Here is an 18,659-nt window from a genome sequence, read left to right as displayed (position 1 = left end):
CCAATAAAATTAAAGTGCAAATATCCGTTTATTTGTACTCTTAATCAACACTTCATAAATATTTATGGCAATTGAATTAGAAGCTTCCTGGCTGAAAGTTTTAGATGATGAATTTAACAAAGATTACATGCTTAAGCTTAAAGAGTTTTTAAAAAATGAGAAACAAGCGGGCAAAACCATCTATCCAAAAGGCAGCGATATTTTTAACGCATTCCGGCACACCCCATTCAATGAGGTTAAGGTAGTTATACTTGGCCAGGACCCATATCACGGGGCTCAACAGGCGCATGGTTTGTCTTTTTCTGTACAAAAAGGTGTTGCTGTACCGCCATCATTACAAAATATATATAAAGAATTAGCAACAGATATCCCCGGCTTTACCATCCCTAAAACCGGCGACCTTACCCAATGGGCAAAACAAGGCGTACTATTACTAAACGCTACATTAACTGTACAGGCAGCAGAGGCCGGATCGCATCAAAAAAAAGGGTGGGAAAAATTTACAGATAGCGTTATAAAAACCATATCCGACAAAAAAGAGGGGGTTGTATTTATCCTTTGGGGAAATTATGCACAGTCAAAAAGTGTGCTGATAGATGAAAATAAGCATTTAATTATAAAGTCTACACACCCATCGCCATTGGCAGTTAGCCGCGGCGGTTTTTTTGGCTCAAAACCTTTTTCAAAAACAAATGCTTATTTAGAAAAGCAGGGTGAAAAGCCGATTGATTGGAGTATAAGAGATTAGTGATTGGCTAATTAGAGATTAGTTCTTATCTATTGCTATGTAATTAGTTATGATATAACTCTAAGCTTTTACATGCCTAATCTCTAATTAACTAATCTCTAATCACAGCCACAGGCTTAGTATTCCAACGGCACTATCGGTTCCTTTTTACTGGTAGACATGATCATCATGGTTTGGAAAGTTTTAACCACACTTATGCGGCTTATTTTTTCCATTATCAATTGCTCATATGATTTGATGTCGCGCACGTATACTTTCAGCAGAAAATCGCACTGCCCGGTTACATGATGGCACTCGGTAACTTCTTTTATGCTTTGTATTTCATCAATAAAGGTTTGTATGGTATTTTTTTGATGAAAATCAAGCGATATCTGTATAAATGTTTTAATGCCAAGGCCCAGTTTTTCTTCATCAACCAATGCATGGTAGCTCTTTATATATTCGGCATTTTCCAGTTTACGAACACGCTCTAAAGTAGGGGCCGGCGAAAGTCCTATCTCGTTAGAAAGTTGGAGATTTGTTATTCTTCCGTTCTCCTGTAATATTCTAAGTATTTGCAGATCTATCCTGTCTAATTCAGCAGCCATAATTTTATTTATCTATAATTAACAACAAATTACAAAATTATATTTTTCATTATCAAAAATTATAAAATATAATTCTACAATTAAATTTTTTAGACAAGTCTAAATTTTTTATTAGATTTGCTTAAATGAATACTTTAGCCGAAGAAAACTATTTAAAATCTATTTATCATTTATCGCTTAATGATGTAAATGTCAGCACAAACCAAATCGCGGCGGCATTAAATACAAAAGCAGCTTCGGTAACAGATATGCTAAAAAAACTGGCAGATAAGGCACTGATAAATTATGCCAAATACCAGGGAGTAACGTTAACAGCTGCAGGTGAAAAAATCGCACTGCATATTATTCGGAAACATAGGTTATGGGAATATTTTTTGGTGGAGAAACTGCATTTTAAGTGGGATGAGGTACATGAAATGGCCGAGGAAATGGAGCACATATCATCAATTGAATTAATAGACCGATTGGATAAGTTTATGGACTACCCCAAGCATGACCCACATGGCGACCCAATACCCGACCGTAACGGTAATTTTAAGAAATACGAATTGAAACCAATAGCGGCCCTTAACGTTAATGAAAACGGTATTATATCAGGTGTGCGCGATCATTCGCCTGCGTTTTTGCAATACCTGGGAAAACAGCAGCTCACTATCGGCAAAAAAATAAAGGTTACAGAAATTATTGATTACGACCTTTCTATGATACTACAAGTTGAACAAACAGAGATACATATCAGCAGGGAAGTGGCAAAAAATTTATTGATCGCGATATGAAGAAACCATATAATGAATCATTAAGCAATGTCCACAGCTCTGTCGCTACCGAAGACAAAATCGGCTGGAAAAAGATAATGGCTTTTATAGGGCCGGCTTACCTGGTTAGCGTTGGCTATATGGACCCCGGCAACTGGGCTACTGATATAGCCGGCGGCAGCGCTTTTGGGTATAAGTTGATATGGGTGTTGTTCGCGTCAAATTTAATTGCTTTACTGCTTCAATCATTAAGCGCGCGCCTTGGTATTGTACGCGGGCTTGACCTGGCACAGGCATCAAAAATAACCTATCCACGTTTTATTAATTTTTGCCTTTATATATTAGCGCAGATAGCCATTATAGCCTGCGATCTGGCCGAGATAATAGGCATGGCAATAGGGTTAAACCTGTTATTCGACTTGCCGCTTATTTGGGGTGTTTCGCTAACTATAACAGATACATTGCTCATGCTTTTTCTGATGAACAAAGGCATGCGTAAACTGGAAGGCTTCATTGTATCGATGATTTTGATTGTCGGGCTTTCTTTTTTAATAGAGATGTTTATTGTAACGCCCGATGTTAAGGAAGTTGCAAAAGGCTTTATCCCCGCTAATTTAACAGGTAGCGCTTTATATATAGCCATTGGTATTATAGGCGCTACAGTAATGCCTCATAACTTATACCTGCATTCATCATTAGTGCAAACCCGGCAAATAACCCGTACTAATGCAGGTATTAAAACCGCTATAAAATTTAACCTGTTTGATACGGTAATTGCACTAAACCTGGCGTTTTTAGTAAATGCGGCCATATTGATATTGGCAGCCAGCGCGTTTTTTAAGAACGGCTATTTTCATATTGCCGAAATACAGGACGCCTATAAACTACTTGAACATATTTTTGGCAGGATAGCGCCTGTATTATTTGCCATAGCATTAATAGCAGCCGGGCAAAGCTCAACCATAACTGGTACGCTTGCAGGGCAGATTATTATGGAGGGCCATATTAACCTGCGTGTTGAGCCCTGGTTGCGTAGGCTGTTAACACGTGTATTAGCTATTGTGCCTGCTGTATTTACTATCATTTATTTTGGCGAAAATGGCCTGGGCAACCTCATTATATTAAGCCAGGTGGTGCTGAGCCTGCAATTGGGCTTCGCGGTTATCCCGCTTATCCATTTTACATCTGACCGTAAAAAGATGGGGAATTTTGTAATCAGCTTAAAAGTTAAAATTGCAGCATGGGCCAGCGCTGTATTAATAGTAGGTTTAAATGCCAAGTTAGTTTACCAGCAGATAAATAGCTGGGCAACAGAATCGCCATCAACTGCATTTTGGATGTATACATTAGTAATACCTATTGTGATTGGAATAGCATTATTATTGCTTTATGTATTTTTAAGGCCATTACTATTTAAACATAAGGATACACCAATTTATGTACCACACGGCATTGCCGCTGACATTGATAATTTAGAGGCTATTGATTATCATCATATTGGCGTAAGTATTGATTTTTCTAAAAATGATGCTAATTCTATACGTCACGCCATAATGCAGGGGGGCAAAAAAGCTACCTACACATTAATACATGTGGTTGAAACTGCCGGCGCACGTTATTATGGCGACCAGGCATTAGATCACGAAACGCAAAGTGATGTAGATAACCTGGACCACTATGTTACCACGTTAAAAAAATCAGGTTATAAAGCAGAGGCGAAAATTGGCTATGGCATTGCGGCAAGCGCTATAGCCAGTATAGTAACAGAGCAAAAAATTGATTTTATTGTAATGGGATCGCACGGACATAAAGCATTTAAGGACCTGATATTTGGCACAACCGTAAATAAGGTAAGGCACATGGTTGATGTACCTGTGCTGGTTGTTAAGCCGCATAAATAGTGATTAGAGATTGGTTAATTAGAGATTAGGCAAGATTACGTTTCAACTAATCTCTAATCACTAATTAACTAATCTCTAAATTCGTAAGTTTGCAGCGAAAGTTATGAGTGAGGATAATATATATATAAAAAACAAGAAAGCTTATTTTGAATACCATATACTGGATAAATACATAGCTGGTATAAAATTGTTAGGTACCGAAATAAAATCTATCCGTGAAGGTAAAGCAAACATTAATGATGCGTTTTGCACATTCATTAATGAACAACTGTACGTACGTAATCTGCATATAGCCGAATATTCATTCGGCTCATTCTACAACCACGAAGCCAAGCGCGACCGTATACTATTACTCAATAAGAAAGAACTAAAAAAGCTGCAAACCCGCGGCGAAGAAAAAGGATTAACCATAGTACCACTGGCACTATTCATCAGCGAACGCGGCTTTGCAAAACTTGAAATAGGCCTCGCCCAGGGTAAAAAGACATTCGACAAACGCGAAACCTTAAAAGAACGTGATACAAAGGTTGAAATGGATAGAGCGATGAAAAGATAGTTTGCAGTGGGCGGTTTTCAGTTAGCAGTACCAACTGCAAACCGCACTGAAAACTACAAACTGAACTTACCACGCCCGCTCTCCTACCAGCGGCACAAATCTAAAGGTATCCAGTTCGTGCTTTTCGTAATCATTCGCACCGGTTTTTAATATAGTTACCATTTTTTGCGATTCTTCATCACCAACCGGGATAACCAGTATACCACCTATGTTTAATTGGCTTAATAAAATCTCTGGTACGGTAGGTGCGCCTGCGGTAACAATTATTTTATCGTAAGGCGCATGGCTGGCAATGCCCTTAGAGCCATCGCCTAAAAAGAACCTTGGTTTATAGCCCATGCGTGGTAAAACCTGCCGCGTACGCTCATATAGTTTCTCCTGCCTTTCAATTGTATATACCTTAGCGCCAAGCTCTAATAATATACAGGCCTGGTAGCCCGATCCGGTACCTATTTCAAGCACCTTATCGCCTTTTTTAATATGCAGTAACTCCGTTTGATAGGCAACCGTATAGGGTTGCGATATAGTTTGCCCCTCGCCTATCGGAAAAGCGATATCCTTATAAGCCTGGTTCCAGAAAGTTTCATCGAAAAAGTAATGGCGCGTAACCTTACCAATGGCTTTAAGTACGTTTTCATCCTCAATGCCTTTTTTTCTTAATTCCTCTACCAGTTTTTTCCTGGCTCCTTGCTCACGGTAATTGTCTATATATTTGTATGCCATCAGTACACAAAGTTAATACGATTTGCGGCATTTTTACAGGGAGATTTAATAGGGATCCACATCAGGCTGTACCACACTGCCCTTACTCAATTTAGTAGTTTGAAACTGGGTGATCACATCCCGGATTGTAGCCTTCACTTTATTAATAGATATACCATCCTTTTCAAATTTCAGCATAATGGATTGTATATAATAATTACGAATACGGCTAACTAACGGAACCTGCGGACCCATTACCCGCGCTTCTCCAAAGTGCTTGCGTAATTCTGTACCGAGGTAAGTTGCCTGGTTATGTAATATCTCCGGATTTTTATGTTTTATATCTAAATTAATGATGCGATAGAAGGGCGGATAATGAAAACTTTTGCGCTCTTCCATCTCTGTAAAATACAGGTCGCGGTAATCGTTCTCTATTACCTGTTTTATTACCCTATGGCCGGGATCATACGTTTGTATCACCACTTTGCCTTGCTTGCCCCTGCGGCCCGCTCTGCCACTTACCTGAGCCAGCATTTGATAGCTACGCTCGTTGGCGCGATAATCCGGGAATTTTAACAAGCTATCGGCATTAATAATACCTATAACGGTTACATCAGCAAAATCAAGCCCTTTGGCTACCATTTGTGTGCCTACCAGTATATCTATTTTTTTCTCCTCCAGATCATTCAATATGTTTTGCAGGGAATTACGCGACCGGGTAGTATCCAGATCCATACGGGTTATACGTGCTTCAGGAAGTATCAGGCTCAATTCATCCTCTACCTTCTCGGTACCAAAACCTTTATATTCTAAATGGGTCGACCCGCAGGCCGGGCAAATAGCTGGTGTATCCTCTTTATAACCACAATAATGGCAGTGCAGTTTACCGCTATGTTTATGATAAGTAAGGCTTACATCGCAATTAATACATTTAGGGGTATACGCACATATTTTACAAAGCAAAACCGGAGCATATCCCCTACGGTTCTGGAACAATATAACCTGTTCTTTATTAGTAAGCGCTTGCTGTATATCCAGCATCAGCACACTGGTAAAATGTGATTGGATGGTTTTCTTCTTCGTCTCTTCGGCAATGCTAACCACTTCAATAGTAGGCAACTCTACACCGCCATAACGCTCTGTTAATTCGGCAAAGCCGTACTTGTGGGTGCGTGCATTAAAATAGCTTTCGAATGATGGCGTTGCCGAACCCAGTAACACCTTACCCTCATGCATATTGGCTAAAAAAATAGCCGCGTCGCGGGCATTGTAGCGGGGAGCAGGATCAAACTGTTTGTAGGATGTTTCGTGTTCTTCATCAACAATAATTAAACCCAGATCGGCAAAAGGCAAGAACACAGATGAACGCGCGCCCAACACCACTTTATATTCATTGTTTAGCACCTTTTGCCAAACCTCTACCCGTTCATTATCATTAAACCGGGAATGGTAAACACCAATACTGGCACCAAAATACTGGCGAAGTCGCTCTATAATATGTGTGGTAAGCGCAATTTCAGGCAACAGGTAAAGCACTTGTTTGCCTTGTGCTATCATTTCCTCTATCAGCCGAATGTATATCTGTGTTTTGCCTGATGAGGTTACGCCATGCAATAGTACTACATCCTTTTGTTCAAACTGTTGTTTTATATGGGTAAGCGCGTCTTGTTGCTGTGCACTTAGTTCAAACTTGCTGAATATATCCTCATCCTCAAAATACAAGCGACTTACATTCTTTTCTTCAGCAATAAATATCTCTTTTTCAATTAACGAAGCAATGCTTGCAGCGCCTGCCCCGCTCTCTTCTATCAACTCGTTTTTTGATATAGTTTTTTGGTGACGGGCCAGCTTAATATAAGCCAGTACCGCGTCGGCTTGTTTGGGCGCACGTTTCTCTAATATACCAAACAGCTCTTTTAAACTATCCTGCCCCTGGTATACAGGATTTAATGTAAGAAAAGTACGTTTACGGGGCTTATATTTATCACTTACCTCTTCGGATATATTGATAATGTTTTTTTCGAACAGCAAGTTCAATATTGGCATTACTGTTTTTTGCCCTAATAATTTTGCAATATCACTAACCGTTAACTCTGGTTGAATATCGAGCGCTTCAACTATCAAAAATTCTTTATCGTTAAGTGCGGCTTTATCGTATTCAAACCCTTTATTAAGCACTATCTTAGTTTCGCTGGCCAGTTTTAATGCTGATGGTAAAGCGGCATTCATTACTTCGCCCTCATTACACATATAATATTCGGCAAGCCATTTCCAGAATTGAAGCTGGCGTGTAGTTACAACAGGGCGTTCATCCAAAATATCCAGTAGATATTTTGCTTCATATTTTTCGGGAGCCTGCTCTGTAATGGCAGCAATAACAGCGGTATAAAGCTTGCTTTTGCCAAATTGCACCACTACTCTTTTGCCAGGCGCAACTGCATCGTTAAGCTCAAAAGGCACCCTATAGGTATAGTTTTTTGATATAGCTAATGGTAAAATTACCTCAACAAAAAATGTTTTACGATTAATGTATGGTGCCTCTGCAAACTCTAACATAATTTATTTGCCCCTCATCGCGGCCAATGCAAGCGTTACCCAGCCTGCCATAAATAGTAGCCCGCCAACAGGGGTTATTGGCCCCACTATCCATAACCAGCTCATATTTAAAAGGTCGCGGCAGGCCAACAGGTATAATGAGCCCGAAAAAAATATAATGCCGAATGTAAACAGGTAATAACTTACACTGATAAACTTATTTTTATTTTGACTGAATGTTGAAAGAAACAATAAGGCAAAAACATGGTAAAAATTATACTCAACAGCTGTGTGCCATACCGCTAATTGCTGTGGCTCTATCAATGTTTTTAACCTATGTGCGCCAAAGGCGCCGGCTATAACGGCCAACACACCAAAAACAGAAGCTGTAATGATTATTTTCTTATTCATGAGTATTTAAAATGCTAAGTTAACCAATTGAAAGTATTACTTGAATGCCTCGCTGTAAAAATCTAACTTGCAGGCATAAACAATTATGAGACGACTAATTATTATTACAATAATGCTGCTTATGGCCACCGCGGCAATAACGGTTGTCTATTTTAAAAATTTAAATACACCCGGGCTGCATGCCGGCCAAACCATGCGCTCCATCCCCGATAATGCTGCCATTGTTTTTGAATTTAATAACGATGATGGGTTTTATGATATTTTTAAGGGCAACAAACTATTTGCGTCGATAATTGGCGGGCAGCAACTTAACGATTTAGATGTATTACACAAACAATTGTTGGCAAATCCGTTGATCCAAAAGTTCTTTACTGGTCAAAATGCATTTATTTCATGCCATCCATCAAAAAATCATACTATAGATTTACTGCTTACCATAGCTGCCACAAAGGAGCTTAAGCCAAGTTACATAGATCAATTAACCAAACAAACAAATAAAGGCTTATTGGTTACTCCTGTTTTATATGATGGAAAAAAGGGATATATTATTTATTCTACCACAATTAAAAAACGATTTTACCTGCTAACTAAGGAAGATGGTATTTATTCGGGTAGTTTTTCTAAGGACCTGATAGATCAGTGCGCGAAGTATATCCCGCAAAAGGATAAACAAATTTTCTTAGAATTACCAGAGCAGCAAAATTCTACTTCGCTGGCTAACCTATATATAAATTACAGCCAGTTAAACCCATTATTTGAGCAGGTTTTTAAAAATAAGAATACGGATATTTTTAAAAGCTTCTGTTTACTGCCTGCCCTGGCCGCTCTTAATTTAAATTTCAAAAGCGATGCTTTGTTATTTACCGGATTTTCAAACATACAGCATAATCAGGCCGCCGACTATTTAAGCCTATTTGCCGGTCAACAACCTGTTTCTAATCAGCTAAAAGATATTTTTCCTTCTACTACTGCCTATAGCATATGCTTTGCCGTTTCTAACCCTAAAAAGTTTAAGGCTGACCTATCCGACTGGTATATGAAAGCCAGGCTTCAGCATGAAAAGGATTCAATATTTAATAAAGTAAAGGCAGAGACAGGTATTAATTTAATAACCGAATTTAATCAGGTACTTAGTAATGAATTTGCAGTAGTTACAACACGATATATGGAAAAATTTGCCATAATAACATTAACTGATGGATCTGCGTTTAGGCCGGTAATGCAAAATATCAGTAAAATGACCAGTGATGGTATAGGACAATTGAATTATAACAAACTGCCATTTTTTTTATTGGGCAATGCTTTTAGCCAGTTTAATCATCCCTGGTTTATGATCATTGATAACTATTTAATTTTAGCCAATAGCGAAACCGAGCTAAAGAGCTATTACGATACATACATTAACCGAAAGTTTCAAAGCAAAATGCTACAATATGATCAGTTTGATAACCTTGTAGCCGAAAGAAGTAATGTAGCCTGGTACATTAATTTTAAAAATGCTCTACCCATTTTAAAAAGGGACCTTAATGATGAGTTTTATGCCGCATTTGAATATAATGAACCGGGATGGAAAAGCTTTTATGCTGCGTCATACCAGTTAATTGCCGCCGATAAAAATTTTTATACCAGTTTTTGTATAAATCTTAACCAGGTTGATAGTACAACAGTTAAAAACAACCATAGATAATACCCACCTAACTAACAGGTTAACATTAACTAAAATACAATTAATTGCATTTATTATTGCGGATAATTGATTTTGAGTTTTATCTTTAGAGAGTTATTATTTTTTCCCTGATTGATTATAAATTGATTATTAATGAAAAAAGGTTTATTAATTTGGTGTTTCTTTTTACTTACAGTTAAAGTTTTTGGTCAGCAATATTCTCAATATAACACCGGATCATTATATGAGTCTTTTGAAAATCCATCAGTAAGAACGTTTATACCGGATACAAGCAAAAATTTCTCATTCAATTTTTTAATACCAAATTTTAGTGCAAATTTTTATTTAACCGGCAATGCACAGGAAGCATTAAAAACAAGGGCATTCTCTTCTTATTATAACACAGCTGGCTTACAAATAGATAAAGGCCAAAACAATCATTTAAATTTTAATGCCAATCTTTATTCGGTAATGTTTAAAATGTTTTCTAATGCAAATGGCAATCAAGAGGTAGGCTTTTTTGTAAATACCAAAACAGAGCTGCGTGGTTTGGCAAGTGATGAGTCTGTTGCACTTTTTAATGGCTATTCTAATTTCCCTAACAATACTTATAATAATATTTTTAACGATAATTTTTATTACCAGGTTTACCATCAAATTGGGGTAACTTATCGTGAACAGGTTAGTAAACAATTTGCATTTGGTATAAAACTTAGTGCGTTGTCTGGTATAATGTACAAAAAATATACTATCGATAAATCAAGTATAACTTTTGATAAGGCGAATGACGCAGCAACACTTTCTTTGCAGGGAACCAGTTATGAAAACGGAGCGGCGGGCCAATCGGATATAAAAAAAATCATGCCTACTTTTTTAAATCCGGGTGCTGCAATAACCTTAGGTGCTTCGTATGTTGATGAAAGCGGTTATACCTGGCAGGGAAATATAAAAGATGTCGGATTTATTCATTGGAACAGTACCTCATCAATTTCTTCTTTTAACAGCAGCAAACTAATTACAGGCTTATCAACCCCCGATCGGGAAAACAATATTAAAACCGCGGTAGACAGTTTTCCAAGTTCCAGCCAGCTAAAAAAAGGTTTCACTTCAAAAACAAATGGCTTGCTGGAGTTAAGCATAAATAAAACATATTGGGTAGATGGCGAACAGCAAATTAAATTTTCTCCCACGCTTATTGCATCAAAAGAAATGTTTTATCCGGGCTTTACAGCCGCGTTGGTAACACCTGTACAAATTGGTCATAACATAATAAGCCTTACCTCATCATATAATGATTTAAAGTTGTTTAATTTAGGTGGTCAGTTTATGATAAAAAAGTATGATTCGGAATTTTTTATAGGTACCGAACGCCTTTTTCAAACAGTTAGTTTAATAAAAAATGCAACACAAAGCAACGCATTAACTACACAGCAGCAATTTGTAACCAGCCAAGGTGCTTTTTCGGGAATGGACTTTTATATAGGTGTTTCCTTTAAATTTGGATCAATAATTGAAAGCCGGATGAACGAAAGTTCAACTCCAAATGGCGACAAAGGGTTTATAGGAAAAATTTGGGAGAAGTGGTTTCATAAAGATAAAAACTACTAAGCCTTTTTTTTGGTCACCAAAAAATCTTTAAGATAATATGGTTCAAAATAAGCCACATCCACAAAATCGTTTTTAGCAAACTTTTCGGCAGCTTTTTGGGTTAAATAGGTTGCCGAATTAACAAAGCCCGATACAAATTGCGCATTAGGATTTGGGCTTAAAGCCTCCCGGCATTTTTCTGCACCGTCACCAAAAAACAAAATCTTATTATTTTTTAATTGCCCGTTAAAGCTATGTTCATCAATAATTTCGGCGGCAGTTGGCTTTATAACATTACCCGCGGCATCAAACAAGGCAGTATAAACTTCCATTCGCCTGGCATCAATCATTGGGCAAAGCAGTATTTGTTTATCAATATTATCCCCCGCAATAATGCCGTAAGCCATAGACGCTAACGTTTCAATAGCAATAAGAGGCTTATCCAAGGCAAAACACAAACCCTTGGCTGTTGATACACCTATACGCAAACCTGTATATGAACCAGGCCCGCTGCTTACAGCAACCGCGTCAATATCAGTATAGCTCATATCTGCTGCTACAAGCAACTCTTCAATAAATAAGGTAATTATTTCTGCGTGAATATTGCGTTCATCCAACTGCTTATAACCCAAAACCACCCCATCTTTTGCCAAAGCAACAGAACATACGGTAGTAGCAGTTTCAATTTGAAGTATAGTCATTGGTCAATTGTCATTAGTATTTTTAAACGCTTGTCAGGTCCAATGACAATTGACCAATGACAAGTGACAAAAATTAAGGTACCGGATCATGGCCATGCCCTCCCCACGGGTTACAGCTGGCAATACGTTTTAAAGTTAACCATCCCCCTTTAAAAGCACCATATTTTTTTATTGCTTCAATACCGTATTGAGAACAGGTAGGCGTATAACGACAGGAAGCACCTGTAAGCGGAGAAATAAAGTATTGATATATCTTTATCAGCAACACAAATAAAGCGCCTGCTATAGCTTTAAACAAGTTTAATACCGCTCTCATTTTACAAGTTCGGTACTAAGTTGTGTTAAAAGCTTCTGCATTTTCTTTTCTATAAACTCATAGGCAGTTATTTCCTTACCTATGTATCCTACAGAAAATACAATTTTTTTATCGGCCGCATTAAGCACCTCATACAATTGCTGTTGCTTATTTAGCCGGTAAGCTTCGCGCATACGCCTTTTAATTAAATTACGGTCGACAGCACGTTTATAACGCTTTTTTGAAACCGAAAATAAAATTTGCGCGGGAACCACTTGTGCCCCATCAACAATTAACCACGAAGCTTTAAAAGGATAACATAAAAAAGAAGAACCGTTATGATAAAGCTCATCAATAAGCTTTTTATTACCTAACCGTTCTTCTTTTTTAAAAGTATGCATAGTTACTATATAATGAACCGAAATTTAATATAACCGGTTCATGCCCCCTTTAACGGAGGAAGTAACCGAAGATTTATGCTTTATGACGACCTTCGCTTGATACTGACAGTTTTTTTCTGCCTTTAGCTCTTCTTGCTGCTAATATTCTTCTACCATTAGCAGTTGACATACGCTCACGGAATCCGTGCTTATTTCTTCTTTTTCTTTGAGAAGGCTGAAACGTTCTTTTCATGACTTTTTTATTCTATTTGTTTTTTAAAACAAGAGCGCAAATGTACTGTAAATATTTAAATTTTCAAATACATTATACACATATTTGCTAACGAGCCTATCTTAATGTAATTTACCAGAAAATATCCTTTTTATGAAACCAATTATCCTAAGTGTGCTTTTAATTCTCCCGTTATATGTTTTAAGTCAGGATGCTCAAAATCAGCATTACAAAATATATAGCACCTTACTGCAAAAGCAAATTAGCTTAGACGATATTGTTAATAACATGAATAAGGCCGACGTACTATTTTTTGGCGAAGAGCACAATGATTCCATCGGCCATGTGGTGGAATACACTTTATTTAAAAAATTATCAGAAAAATATCCCGGTAAAACCGCGCTTTCTATGGAAATGTTTGAAACCGATTGTCAATCTGTCTTAAATGAATACCTGGAAGGGTTTATACGCGAAAAAGATTTAATAACAAGCGGGCGCGCATGGCCTGCTTATAAAAATAATTATCGCCCAATGGTAGAGCTGGCAAAAGCCAATGGCATACCTGTTGTAGCGGCAAACTCGCCTGTACGTTACACGCACATAGTAACAGATGGCGGCCTTAAAAATCTTCAACAATTAGATAAAGCGGCTTTAACCAATTTACCACCCCTGCCTATTGACACGGCTACTGGATATTATTATGAAAAATTTCTAAAAATAATGGGCGGGCATAGCGCCATGGGTGGTATGCAAATTTACCAGTCGCAAAATTTATGGGACGCAACTATGGGCTGGTCGGTAGCTAAATTTTTCAAAGCGCATCGCAGCTATAAGATCATGCAAGTTAATGGCGGTTTTCATAGCGAAGAAAAACTAGGAGCCGTTGCGCAGTTAAAAAAGTATGCATCAAAAGCACGCGTACTAAATATTGCAGCCTATGCAGATGACAACTTTAACAATCCCGACTGGAGCAAATACACCCAAATGGCCGATTATATTGTTTTAACAGACACTAAATAGTTATAAACCAATCTACTTCTGTTTCGCTAAAATATCGCGTATATCTGTAAGTAATACTTCTTCTTTTGTTGGCGCGGCTGGTGCGGCTTTCTCTTGCTTTTTTAAGGAATTAATACCTTTTACCATTAAAAAAATACAAAATGCTACAATTAAAAAATCAATAACATTATTAATAAATAAACCATAATTAATAGCAGTTTCGGGGGTTTTTCCTATTGCCGGCTTTATAATATATTTTAGGTCTTTAAAATCAATGCGCCCTACCACAAATCCTAAGGGCGGCATAATAATATCAGTTACCAGCGAGGCAACAATTTTGCCAAAAGCGGCGCCAATAATAACGCCCACCGCAAGGTCAACTACGTTGCCGCGCATGGCAAATTCCTTAAATTCTTTTACAATAGCCATAATTTTAAGTCATTTTATTTAAAGTTATTAATTAAATTACAGATGGATACAAACAAATATTATTTTTTGGCATTTACTTGTTAAATGTTTTCCTTTTTAACTAAGTTTTAAAGTTATAGGTAATTGATGTAGATTTGCCTTGATCTAAATTATGCTTAAACAGAACCTCCAACAAAAACTTTTACAGAAGCTGTCGCCTCAACAAATACAATTTATTAAATTGTTGCAGGTGCCAACAGTATCGTTAGATACCCGTATAAAAGAGGAACTGGAAGAGAATCCTGCACTTGAAGATCTGAGTTTAACTAACTTAAATGAACCCGAAGAACAGTATCCGGACCGCGACCCTGACGAAGACAATTACAATAGTGATGAAGAAAGAGGCGAAACGGACGAATTTAATATTGACGATTACCTGCAGGAAGATAACGTAAATGAATACGGATCGCGCTATGACCAAAATGGCGATGATGATGACGACCATAAAGAAATACCTATAGCTGTGCAAAGCTCGTTCTTTGAGCTTTTGCAATCGCAGCTGGATATGCTCCCATTGTCTGATAAAGACTTTAAAATAGCTAATCAGATCATCGGTAGTTTGGATGATGATGGTTATCTGCGCAGGCCCATAACCTCGCTTACGGATGATCTTGCCTTTTCTCAAAACGTGATGGCCGAGGATGAAGAAGTGGAAGATATGCTGAAACTGATACAAACTTTTGACCCTCCGGGAGTTGGTGCCCGTAGTTTGCAGGAATGTTTGTTAATACAATTGCGTAAAAAAGATATTAATGATCCTATCATAAAAAAAGCCATTAATGTAGTTGAGCATTACCTGGATGAGTTTACCCGCAAGCATTATGATAAGCTGGAAAAATCATTGAATATGGATTCGGTAGAATTGCGCGGGGTTGTAAATGAAATTTTAAAGCTCAACCCTAAACCGGGCGACTCGAACGAGGTTAATAGCAAGCAAATGCAGGTTATTCCTGATTTCCATATCAAGAATAGCGATGGTGTATTGATACTTACATTAAACTCAAAAAATGCTCCCGAATTAAGAGTGAGCCGCTCTTATCAGGAAATGTTTCAACATTATGATAAGGCATCGCAAAAAGATAAAAAACTAAAGGAAGCGGTACAGTTTGTAAAGCAAAAACTCGACTCGGCAAAATGGTTTATTGATGCTATTAAACAAAGGCAGCAAACCCTGTTAAAAACCATGAACGCCATAATGCAATACCAATATGAGTTCTTTTTAACAGGTGATGATAAGAACCTTAAACCAATGATCCTGAAAGATATTGCCGACCGGATAGGCATGGATATCTCAACCGTATCGCGTGTTGCCAACTCTAAATACGTACAAACAGAACATGGTACCTATTTATTAAAATCATTCTTCTCTGAAGCTATTCAAACAGAAAGCGGCGAAGAAGTTTCAAACAAGGAAGTTAAAAAGATACTTGAAGAACATATAGGCAAAGAAGATAAGCACCATCCGCTTGCTGATGAAAAACTAACCGATATACTTAAAGATGCCGGCTACAATATTGCCCGCCGTACCGTTGCCAAATATCGTGAGCAAATGAATATTCCTGTCGCAAGATTGAGAAAGGAGTTGTAATAGTCTTTAGTGATTAGTGAGAATTGACTAATGACTAATTTAATGTTGGGGGCAGGTTACTTTATAACGGTTGTTTAGCAATAAACCTATTACAATTTCATGCGTGCCGTTACTTACCGTATTTAATGAAGATGTGGTAATATCATAAGAATAGCCAACATTAATAAATGAGCTTAAATTAAAGCCGGCCAGTATACCAAATGAATCGCCATGACGGTAAGAACCACCTAACCAAAATTTATCCTGAAAAGACGCTTTTACATTAATATCATAAGTTAACGGAACAGGCTGTATCTCTTTAACTAAAAAAGATGGCAACAACGTAATATCATCTGACAGATATAGTTTTGTACCTGCTGTTAAAAAATAATGTGGTACGGTTTTACTAACATTTATCCCGGTATTTGAAGTGCTGAAATATAAATTTTGCGGTAATAATTGCTGTATGGACGCGCCTACATAGTAAGCGCCGGAATACAACCACAATCCGGCACCCAGATCAGGTTTCCATTGGCTATTATTACCATTGGTTATAGCCGGATCAAGCGGTGTTGCTAACGTAATTTGCGAAGTATTTAAACTAATATGGTTAACGCCTGCCAATACACCCACAGCTAAATTTAATTGTGGGGCCAAACCAATATGATAAGCATAAGTAGCGTCTATATTTGTTTGTGTAATAGGTCCGGCCTTATCAGTTACTACCATAATACCAATACCATGATGAGGTTCAGAAGCCCGGTAATCCTGTGTATATGATCTGCTTGATGGGTTTGTACCCCCTCCGCCTGGAAAAGCGGTAGCATCTCCGTTCAAAAAACTGTTCCCTATTGGCAAATTAACCGTAAGATAGCTGGTCACAGGGGCGCCGTCCAAGCCCGTCCACTGGCTGCGATAACCCAATTTAGCATCAGTATAATTTTCAATACCCGATACCGCGGGATTTAAGAGGTAATTGTTAAATACATATTGAGTATACTGCGGTAACTGCTGCGCTGCCGCCATTTTAATACTGAAAATAACAAAAATCAATAAGTATAAAATCCTCTTCATTAATAATTTATGCTACGTACTTGCTCGCACAGCTTGCTTTAGTTTATAATTGGTATTTGTTGCAAATAAATTAGAACAAATTTGTTTTAATTTATTTGCAACAAATATTAATTTGACGAATATAGCTTTTCTAAAATTATCTTAACGTACTCAGTTACATATTTTAACAAGCACAAATCCTTCATTTCTACCGAATAATAGTTACATAACCAGAAATTGGTTTATTGCCGCTACCTATATTAATTAGATAATAATAGGTACCAACAGGTAAATTTGCATTTTTATATCTTCCATCCCAGGAAATTGTATAGCCGTTTGAAAAATAAACCTTCTCGCCATACCTGTTCAATACTTCAACCGTACAATGAGGGTATGATGAGCTCAAATAATTAATATCCCAGGTATCATTTATCCCATCGCCATTGGGGGTAAAGGTATTTGGTATATTAATTTGCTGAACAATGGGAGTAATAGTAAGAATCCCGGCTACATAATTAAAAGTGTAATTTGCAGATGCCGCGTTGTTTACTGTTATTGGATAGTTGCCCGGTAATGAAGTACTACCTGCCGCTGTATTTACCATCGGTTGACTTGCCAATTGCGCCGCGCCCTCGTTATTTACAAAGCCACTGTAAGTAACCGTAAGTAAAGGATTAATAGCAGCGAAGGGCCTGCTTTGATTATCGGCTTTTATAGTTAGCGGCGCCGGTGTAACTATAATATCCGCGGCAAAGCAATTGATATTATAATTGCCGGCTATAAACGTACCACCTGTTGCCGCCGAAGCGACTACAGCGCTTGTATAAGTACCTACAGGTGCGGTAGCCAAATCGCCCGGGCCATAGGTTATGGTTACACTGCCAATAGATTCTGAATTTTTTAAACCAGATGAAGTGAAGCCTGTCGAAGCCGCCGTGCTTAATAAAGATATGCCATATGTTTTAGTTTTATTGGTTACGGAAATGTTTAACTGTGCCCTTGCTACGGTACTAATTGCGGTAGGCACATTAGCATTTGCCGCGCCTGCACTACTTAACACCACATTGCCCGAATAATTACCCGCTGCTGTGGTTAATTTTAACCTGACAAAAATCTGTATAGGAGCAACTGTGCCTGCAGCACCAACTGGTATTGTTATGGTATTGCTGAAAGTAATATTGTTTATACTTACTTCAAAACCTGGAGGCGGTGTTACCAAAATACCTGCGGTTAAATTAGTGCCTGACACCTTAAATACCGCCGACGTTGATGGCGTACCGTAAACTGTATTTAAAGCTGCTAAAAAGCCGGTGATAGTTATAGTTGGAGTTGCTTGTGCGTTTACCTTATAAGAGAAAAAAAAGAGAAACAATACTGTAACAATACAAAGCAAACAGTTTGTTATATAACTGGGTTTATTACGGGTTACTGTAAAATTCAAAGTTTAGCTGCTGACTTCGAATTTATTAAATTCAATTGAATTGTTCAGAAAGTAATTGAGGAATATTTATGTGGG

General features: G+C 37.8%; 19 protein-coding genes. 8 read left to right on the top strand and 11 right to left on the bottom strand.

The features are described 5' to 3' along the window. The first annotated feature begins 64 nt into the window (after nt 1-64). On the top strand, nt 65-748 hold the full coding sequence (gene ung, locus JWR23_RS06355; RefSeq protein WP_299514366.1) for a uracil-DNA glycosylase: 684 nt from the start codon (nt 65-67) through the stop codon (nt 746-748). 116 nt (nt 749-864) lie between these two features. Here ung and JWR23_RS06350 read toward each other — a convergent pair whose 3' ends face one another. Then, nucleotides 865-1,335, bottom strand: coding sequence for an Lrp/AsnC family transcriptional regulator (locus JWR23_RS06350; RefSeq protein ID WP_299514363.1), 471 nt, complete (start codon nt 1,333-1,335; stop codon nt 865-867). A gap of 125 nt (nt 1,336-1,460) precedes the next feature. Here JWR23_RS06350 and JWR23_RS06345 point away from each other — a divergent pair, with 125 nt between their 5' ends. The 3 genes from JWR23_RS06345 to smpB all read left to right on the top strand — a co-directional run bounded on the left by JWR23_RS06345 (nt 1,461) and on the right by smpB (nt 4,547). Further along, nucleotides 1,461-2,111: a metal-dependent transcriptional regulator gene (locus JWR23_RS06345; protein ID WP_299514360.1), complete on the top strand. Its 651-nt coding sequence runs from the start codon at nt 1,461-1,463 to the stop codon at nt 2,109-2,111. Then, nucleotides 2,108-3,991 (top strand): Nramp family divalent metal transporter, encoded by a 1,884-nt coding sequence (locus JWR23_RS06340; RefSeq protein ID WP_299514357.1) that lies wholly within the window; start codon nt 2,108-2,110, stop codon nt 3,989-3,991. Before JWR23_RS06345 ends, JWR23_RS06340 begins: the two co-directional genes overlap by 4 nt. A gap of 103 nt (nt 3,992-4,094) precedes the next feature. Further along, the gene (gene smpB, locus JWR23_RS06335) at nt 4,095-4,547 is read left to right on the top strand and encodes an SsrA-binding protein SmpB (RefSeq protein ID WP_299514354.1); all 453 of its coding nucleotides are present in this window, start codon (nt 4,095-4,097) and stop codon (nt 4,545-4,547) included. A 66-nt stretch (nt 4,548-4,613) separates the two neighbouring features. Here smpB and JWR23_RS06330 read toward each other — a convergent pair whose 3' ends face one another. The 3 genes from JWR23_RS06330 to JWR23_RS06320 are packed head-to-tail and all read right to left on the bottom strand — an operon-like array spanning nt 4,614 to nt 8,195. Next, complete coding sequence (locus tag JWR23_RS06330; RefSeq protein ID WP_299514352.1) at nt 4,614-5,270, bottom strand: protein-L-isoaspartate(D-aspartate) O-methyltransferase; 657 nt, start codon at nt 5,268-5,270, stop codon at nt 4,614-4,616. Nucleotides 5,271-5,315: 45 nt separating this feature from the next. Continuing rightward, complete coding sequence (gene priA, locus JWR23_RS06325; RefSeq protein WP_299514350.1) at nt 5,316-7,805, bottom strand: primosomal protein N'; 2,490 nt, start codon at nt 7,803-7,805, stop codon at nt 5,316-5,318. A 3-nt stretch (nt 7,806-7,808) separates the two neighbouring features. Beyond that, a complete protein-coding gene (locus JWR23_RS06320) occupies nt 7,809-8,195 on the bottom strand; it encodes a DUF423 domain-containing protein (RefSeq protein ID WP_299514348.1) in 387 nt (128 codons plus the stop codon). An 85-nt stretch (nt 8,196-8,280) separates the two neighbouring features. Between JWR23_RS06320 and JWR23_RS06315 the strand changes: the two genes are divergently transcribed. Next, on the top strand, nt 8,281-9,882 hold the full coding sequence (locus tag JWR23_RS06315; RefSeq protein WP_299514346.1) for a hypothetical protein: 1,602 nt from the start codon (nt 8,281-8,283) through the stop codon (nt 9,880-9,882). A 132-nt stretch (nt 9,883-10,014) separates the two neighbouring features. Beyond that, entirely contained in the window at nt 10,015-11,469 is a 1,455-nt protein-coding gene (locus JWR23_RS06310; protein WP_299514343.1) for a DUF5723 family protein, read from the top strand. Here the strand turns inward: JWR23_RS06310 and tsaB are convergent. The 4 genes from tsaB to rpmH all read right to left on the bottom strand — a co-directional run bounded on the left by tsaB (nt 11,466) and on the right by rpmH (nt 13,077). Beyond that, a complete protein-coding gene (gene tsaB / locus JWR23_RS06305) occupies nt 11,466-12,149 on the bottom strand; it encodes a tRNA (adenosine(37)-N6)-threonylcarbamoyltransferase complex dimerization subunit type 1 TsaB (protein ID WP_299514341.1) in 684 nt (227 codons plus the stop codon). The genes JWR23_RS06310 and tsaB overlap by 4 nt on opposite strands. Before the next feature lie 73 nt (nt 12,150-12,222). Beyond that, a complete protein-coding gene (gene yidD, locus JWR23_RS06300) occupies nt 12,223-12,465 on the bottom strand; it encodes a membrane protein insertion efficiency factor YidD (RefSeq protein WP_299514339.1) in 243 nt (80 codons plus the stop codon). Then, complete coding sequence (rnpA, locus tag JWR23_RS06295) at nt 12,462-12,845, bottom strand: ribonuclease P protein component (protein ID WP_299514337.1); 384 nt, start codon at nt 12,843-12,845, stop codon at nt 12,462-12,464. The genes yidD and rnpA overlap by 4 nt, the downstream gene beginning before the upstream one ends. A gap of 73 nt (nt 12,846-12,918) precedes the next feature. Then, on the bottom strand, nt 12,919-13,077 hold the full coding sequence (rpmH, locus tag JWR23_RS06290; protein WP_175268754.1) for a 50S ribosomal protein L34: 159 nt from the start codon (nt 13,075-13,077) through the stop codon (nt 12,919-12,921). 132 nt (nt 13,078-13,209) lie between these two features. Between rpmH and JWR23_RS06285 the strand changes: the two genes are divergently transcribed. After that, nucleotides 13,210-14,076 carry a ChaN family lipoprotein gene (locus JWR23_RS06285; protein ID WP_299514334.1) on the top strand — a complete coding sequence of 289 codons (867 nt, stop codon included), beginning with the start codon at nt 13,210-13,212 and terminating at the stop codon, nt 14,074-14,076. 12 nt (nt 14,077-14,088) lie between these two features. Here the strand turns inward: JWR23_RS06285 and mscL are convergent, their stop codons facing one another. After that, complete coding sequence (gene mscL / locus JWR23_RS06280) at nt 14,089-14,484, bottom strand: large-conductance mechanosensitive channel protein MscL (RefSeq protein WP_299514331.1); 396 nt, start codon at nt 14,482-14,484, stop codon at nt 14,089-14,091. Nucleotides 14,485-14,635: 151 nt separating this feature from the next. Here mscL and rpoN point away from each other — a divergent pair, with 151 nt between their 5' ends. Continuing rightward, entirely contained in the window at nt 14,636-16,111 is a 1,476-nt protein-coding gene (rpoN, locus tag JWR23_RS06275; protein ID WP_299514328.1) for an RNA polymerase factor sigma-54, read from the top strand. Between the two features lie 39 nt (nt 16,112-16,150). On the opposite strand, the gene JWR23_RS06270 is transcribed toward rpoN, so the two are convergent. Continuing rightward, nucleotides 16,151-17,164: a type IX secretion system membrane protein PorP/SprF gene (locus JWR23_RS06270; RefSeq protein ID WP_299514326.1), complete on the bottom strand. Its 1,014-nt coding sequence runs from the start codon at nt 17,162-17,164 to the stop codon at nt 16,151-16,153. Nucleotides 17,165-17,351: 187 nt separating this feature from the next. Continuing rightward, entirely contained in the window at nt 17,352-18,584 is a 1,233-nt protein-coding gene (locus tag JWR23_RS06265; RefSeq protein ID WP_299514324.1) for a gliding motility-associated C-terminal domain-containing protein, read from the bottom strand. Nucleotides 18,585-18,659 lie beyond the last annotated feature (75 nt).

The organism is Mucilaginibacter sp. (assembly GCF_028288205.1).
Taxonomy (GTDB): Bacteria; Bacteroidota; Bacteroidia; order Sphingobacteriales; family Sphingobacteriaceae; genus Mucilaginibacter.
This window is presented reverse-complemented; position numbering and strand designations above follow the sequence as displayed.

Excerpts from the sequence above, each read along its gene's own strand:
- ung (WP_299514366.1), top strand. The coding sequence starts at position 65 with ATGGCAATTGAATTAGAAGCTTCCTGGCTGAAAGTTTTAGATGATGAA.
- JWR23_RS06350 (WP_299514363.1), bottom strand. The coding sequence starts at position 1,335 with ATGGCTGCTGAATTAGACAGGATAGATCTGCAAATACTTAGAATATTA.
- JWR23_RS06345 (WP_299514360.1), top strand. The coding sequence starts at position 1,461 with ATGAATACTTTAGCCGAAGAAAACTATTTAAAATCTATTTATCATTTA.
- JWR23_RS06340 (WP_299514357.1), top strand. The coding sequence starts at position 2,108 with ATGAAGAAACCATATAATGAATCATTAAGCAATGTCCACAGCTCTGTC.
- smpB (WP_299514354.1), top strand. The coding sequence starts at position 4,095 with ATGAGTGAGGATAATATATATATAAAAAACAAGAAAGCTTATTTTGAA.
- JWR23_RS06330 (WP_299514352.1), bottom strand. The coding sequence starts at position 5,270 with ATGGCATACAAATATATAGACAATTACCGTGAGCAAGGAGCCAGGAAA.
- priA (WP_299514350.1), bottom strand. The coding sequence starts at position 7,805 with ATGTTAGAGTTTGCAGAGGCACCATACATTAATCGTAAAACATTTTTT.
- JWR23_RS06320 (WP_299514348.1), bottom strand. The coding sequence starts at position 8,195 with ATGAATAAGAAAATAATCATTACAGCTTCTGTTTTTGGTGTGTTGGCC.
- JWR23_RS06315 (WP_299514346.1), top strand. The coding sequence starts at position 8,281 with ATGAGACGACTAATTATTATTACAATAATGCTGCTTATGGCCACCGCG.
- JWR23_RS06310 (WP_299514343.1), top strand. The coding sequence starts at position 10,015 with ATGAAAAAAGGTTTATTAATTTGGTGTTTCTTTTTACTTACAGTTAAA.
- tsaB (WP_299514341.1), bottom strand. The coding sequence starts at position 12,149 with ATGACTATACTTCAAATTGAAACTGCTACTACCGTATGTTCTGTTGCT.
- yidD (WP_299514339.1), bottom strand. The coding sequence starts at position 12,465 with ATGAGAGCGGTATTAAACTTGTTTAAAGCTATAGCAGGCGCTTTATTT.
- rnpA (WP_299514337.1), bottom strand. The coding sequence starts at position 12,845 with ATGCATACTTTTAAAAAAGAAGAACGGTTAGGTAATAAAAAGCTTATT.
- rpmH (WP_175268754.1), bottom strand. The coding sequence starts at position 13,077 with ATGAAAAGAACGTTTCAGCCTTCTCAAAGAAAAAGAAGAAATAAGCAC.
- JWR23_RS06285 (WP_299514334.1), top strand. The coding sequence starts at position 13,210 with ATGAAACCAATTATCCTAAGTGTGCTTTTAATTCTCCCGTTATATGTT.
- mscL (WP_299514331.1), bottom strand. The coding sequence starts at position 14,484 with ATGGCTATTGTAAAAGAATTTAAGGAATTTGCCATGCGCGGCAACGTA.
- rpoN (WP_299514328.1), top strand. The coding sequence starts at position 14,636 with ATGCTTAAACAGAACCTCCAACAAAAACTTTTACAGAAGCTGTCGCCT.
- JWR23_RS06270 (WP_299514326.1), bottom strand. The coding sequence starts at position 17,164 with ATGAAGAGGATTTTATACTTATTGATTTTTGTTATTTTCAGTATTAAA.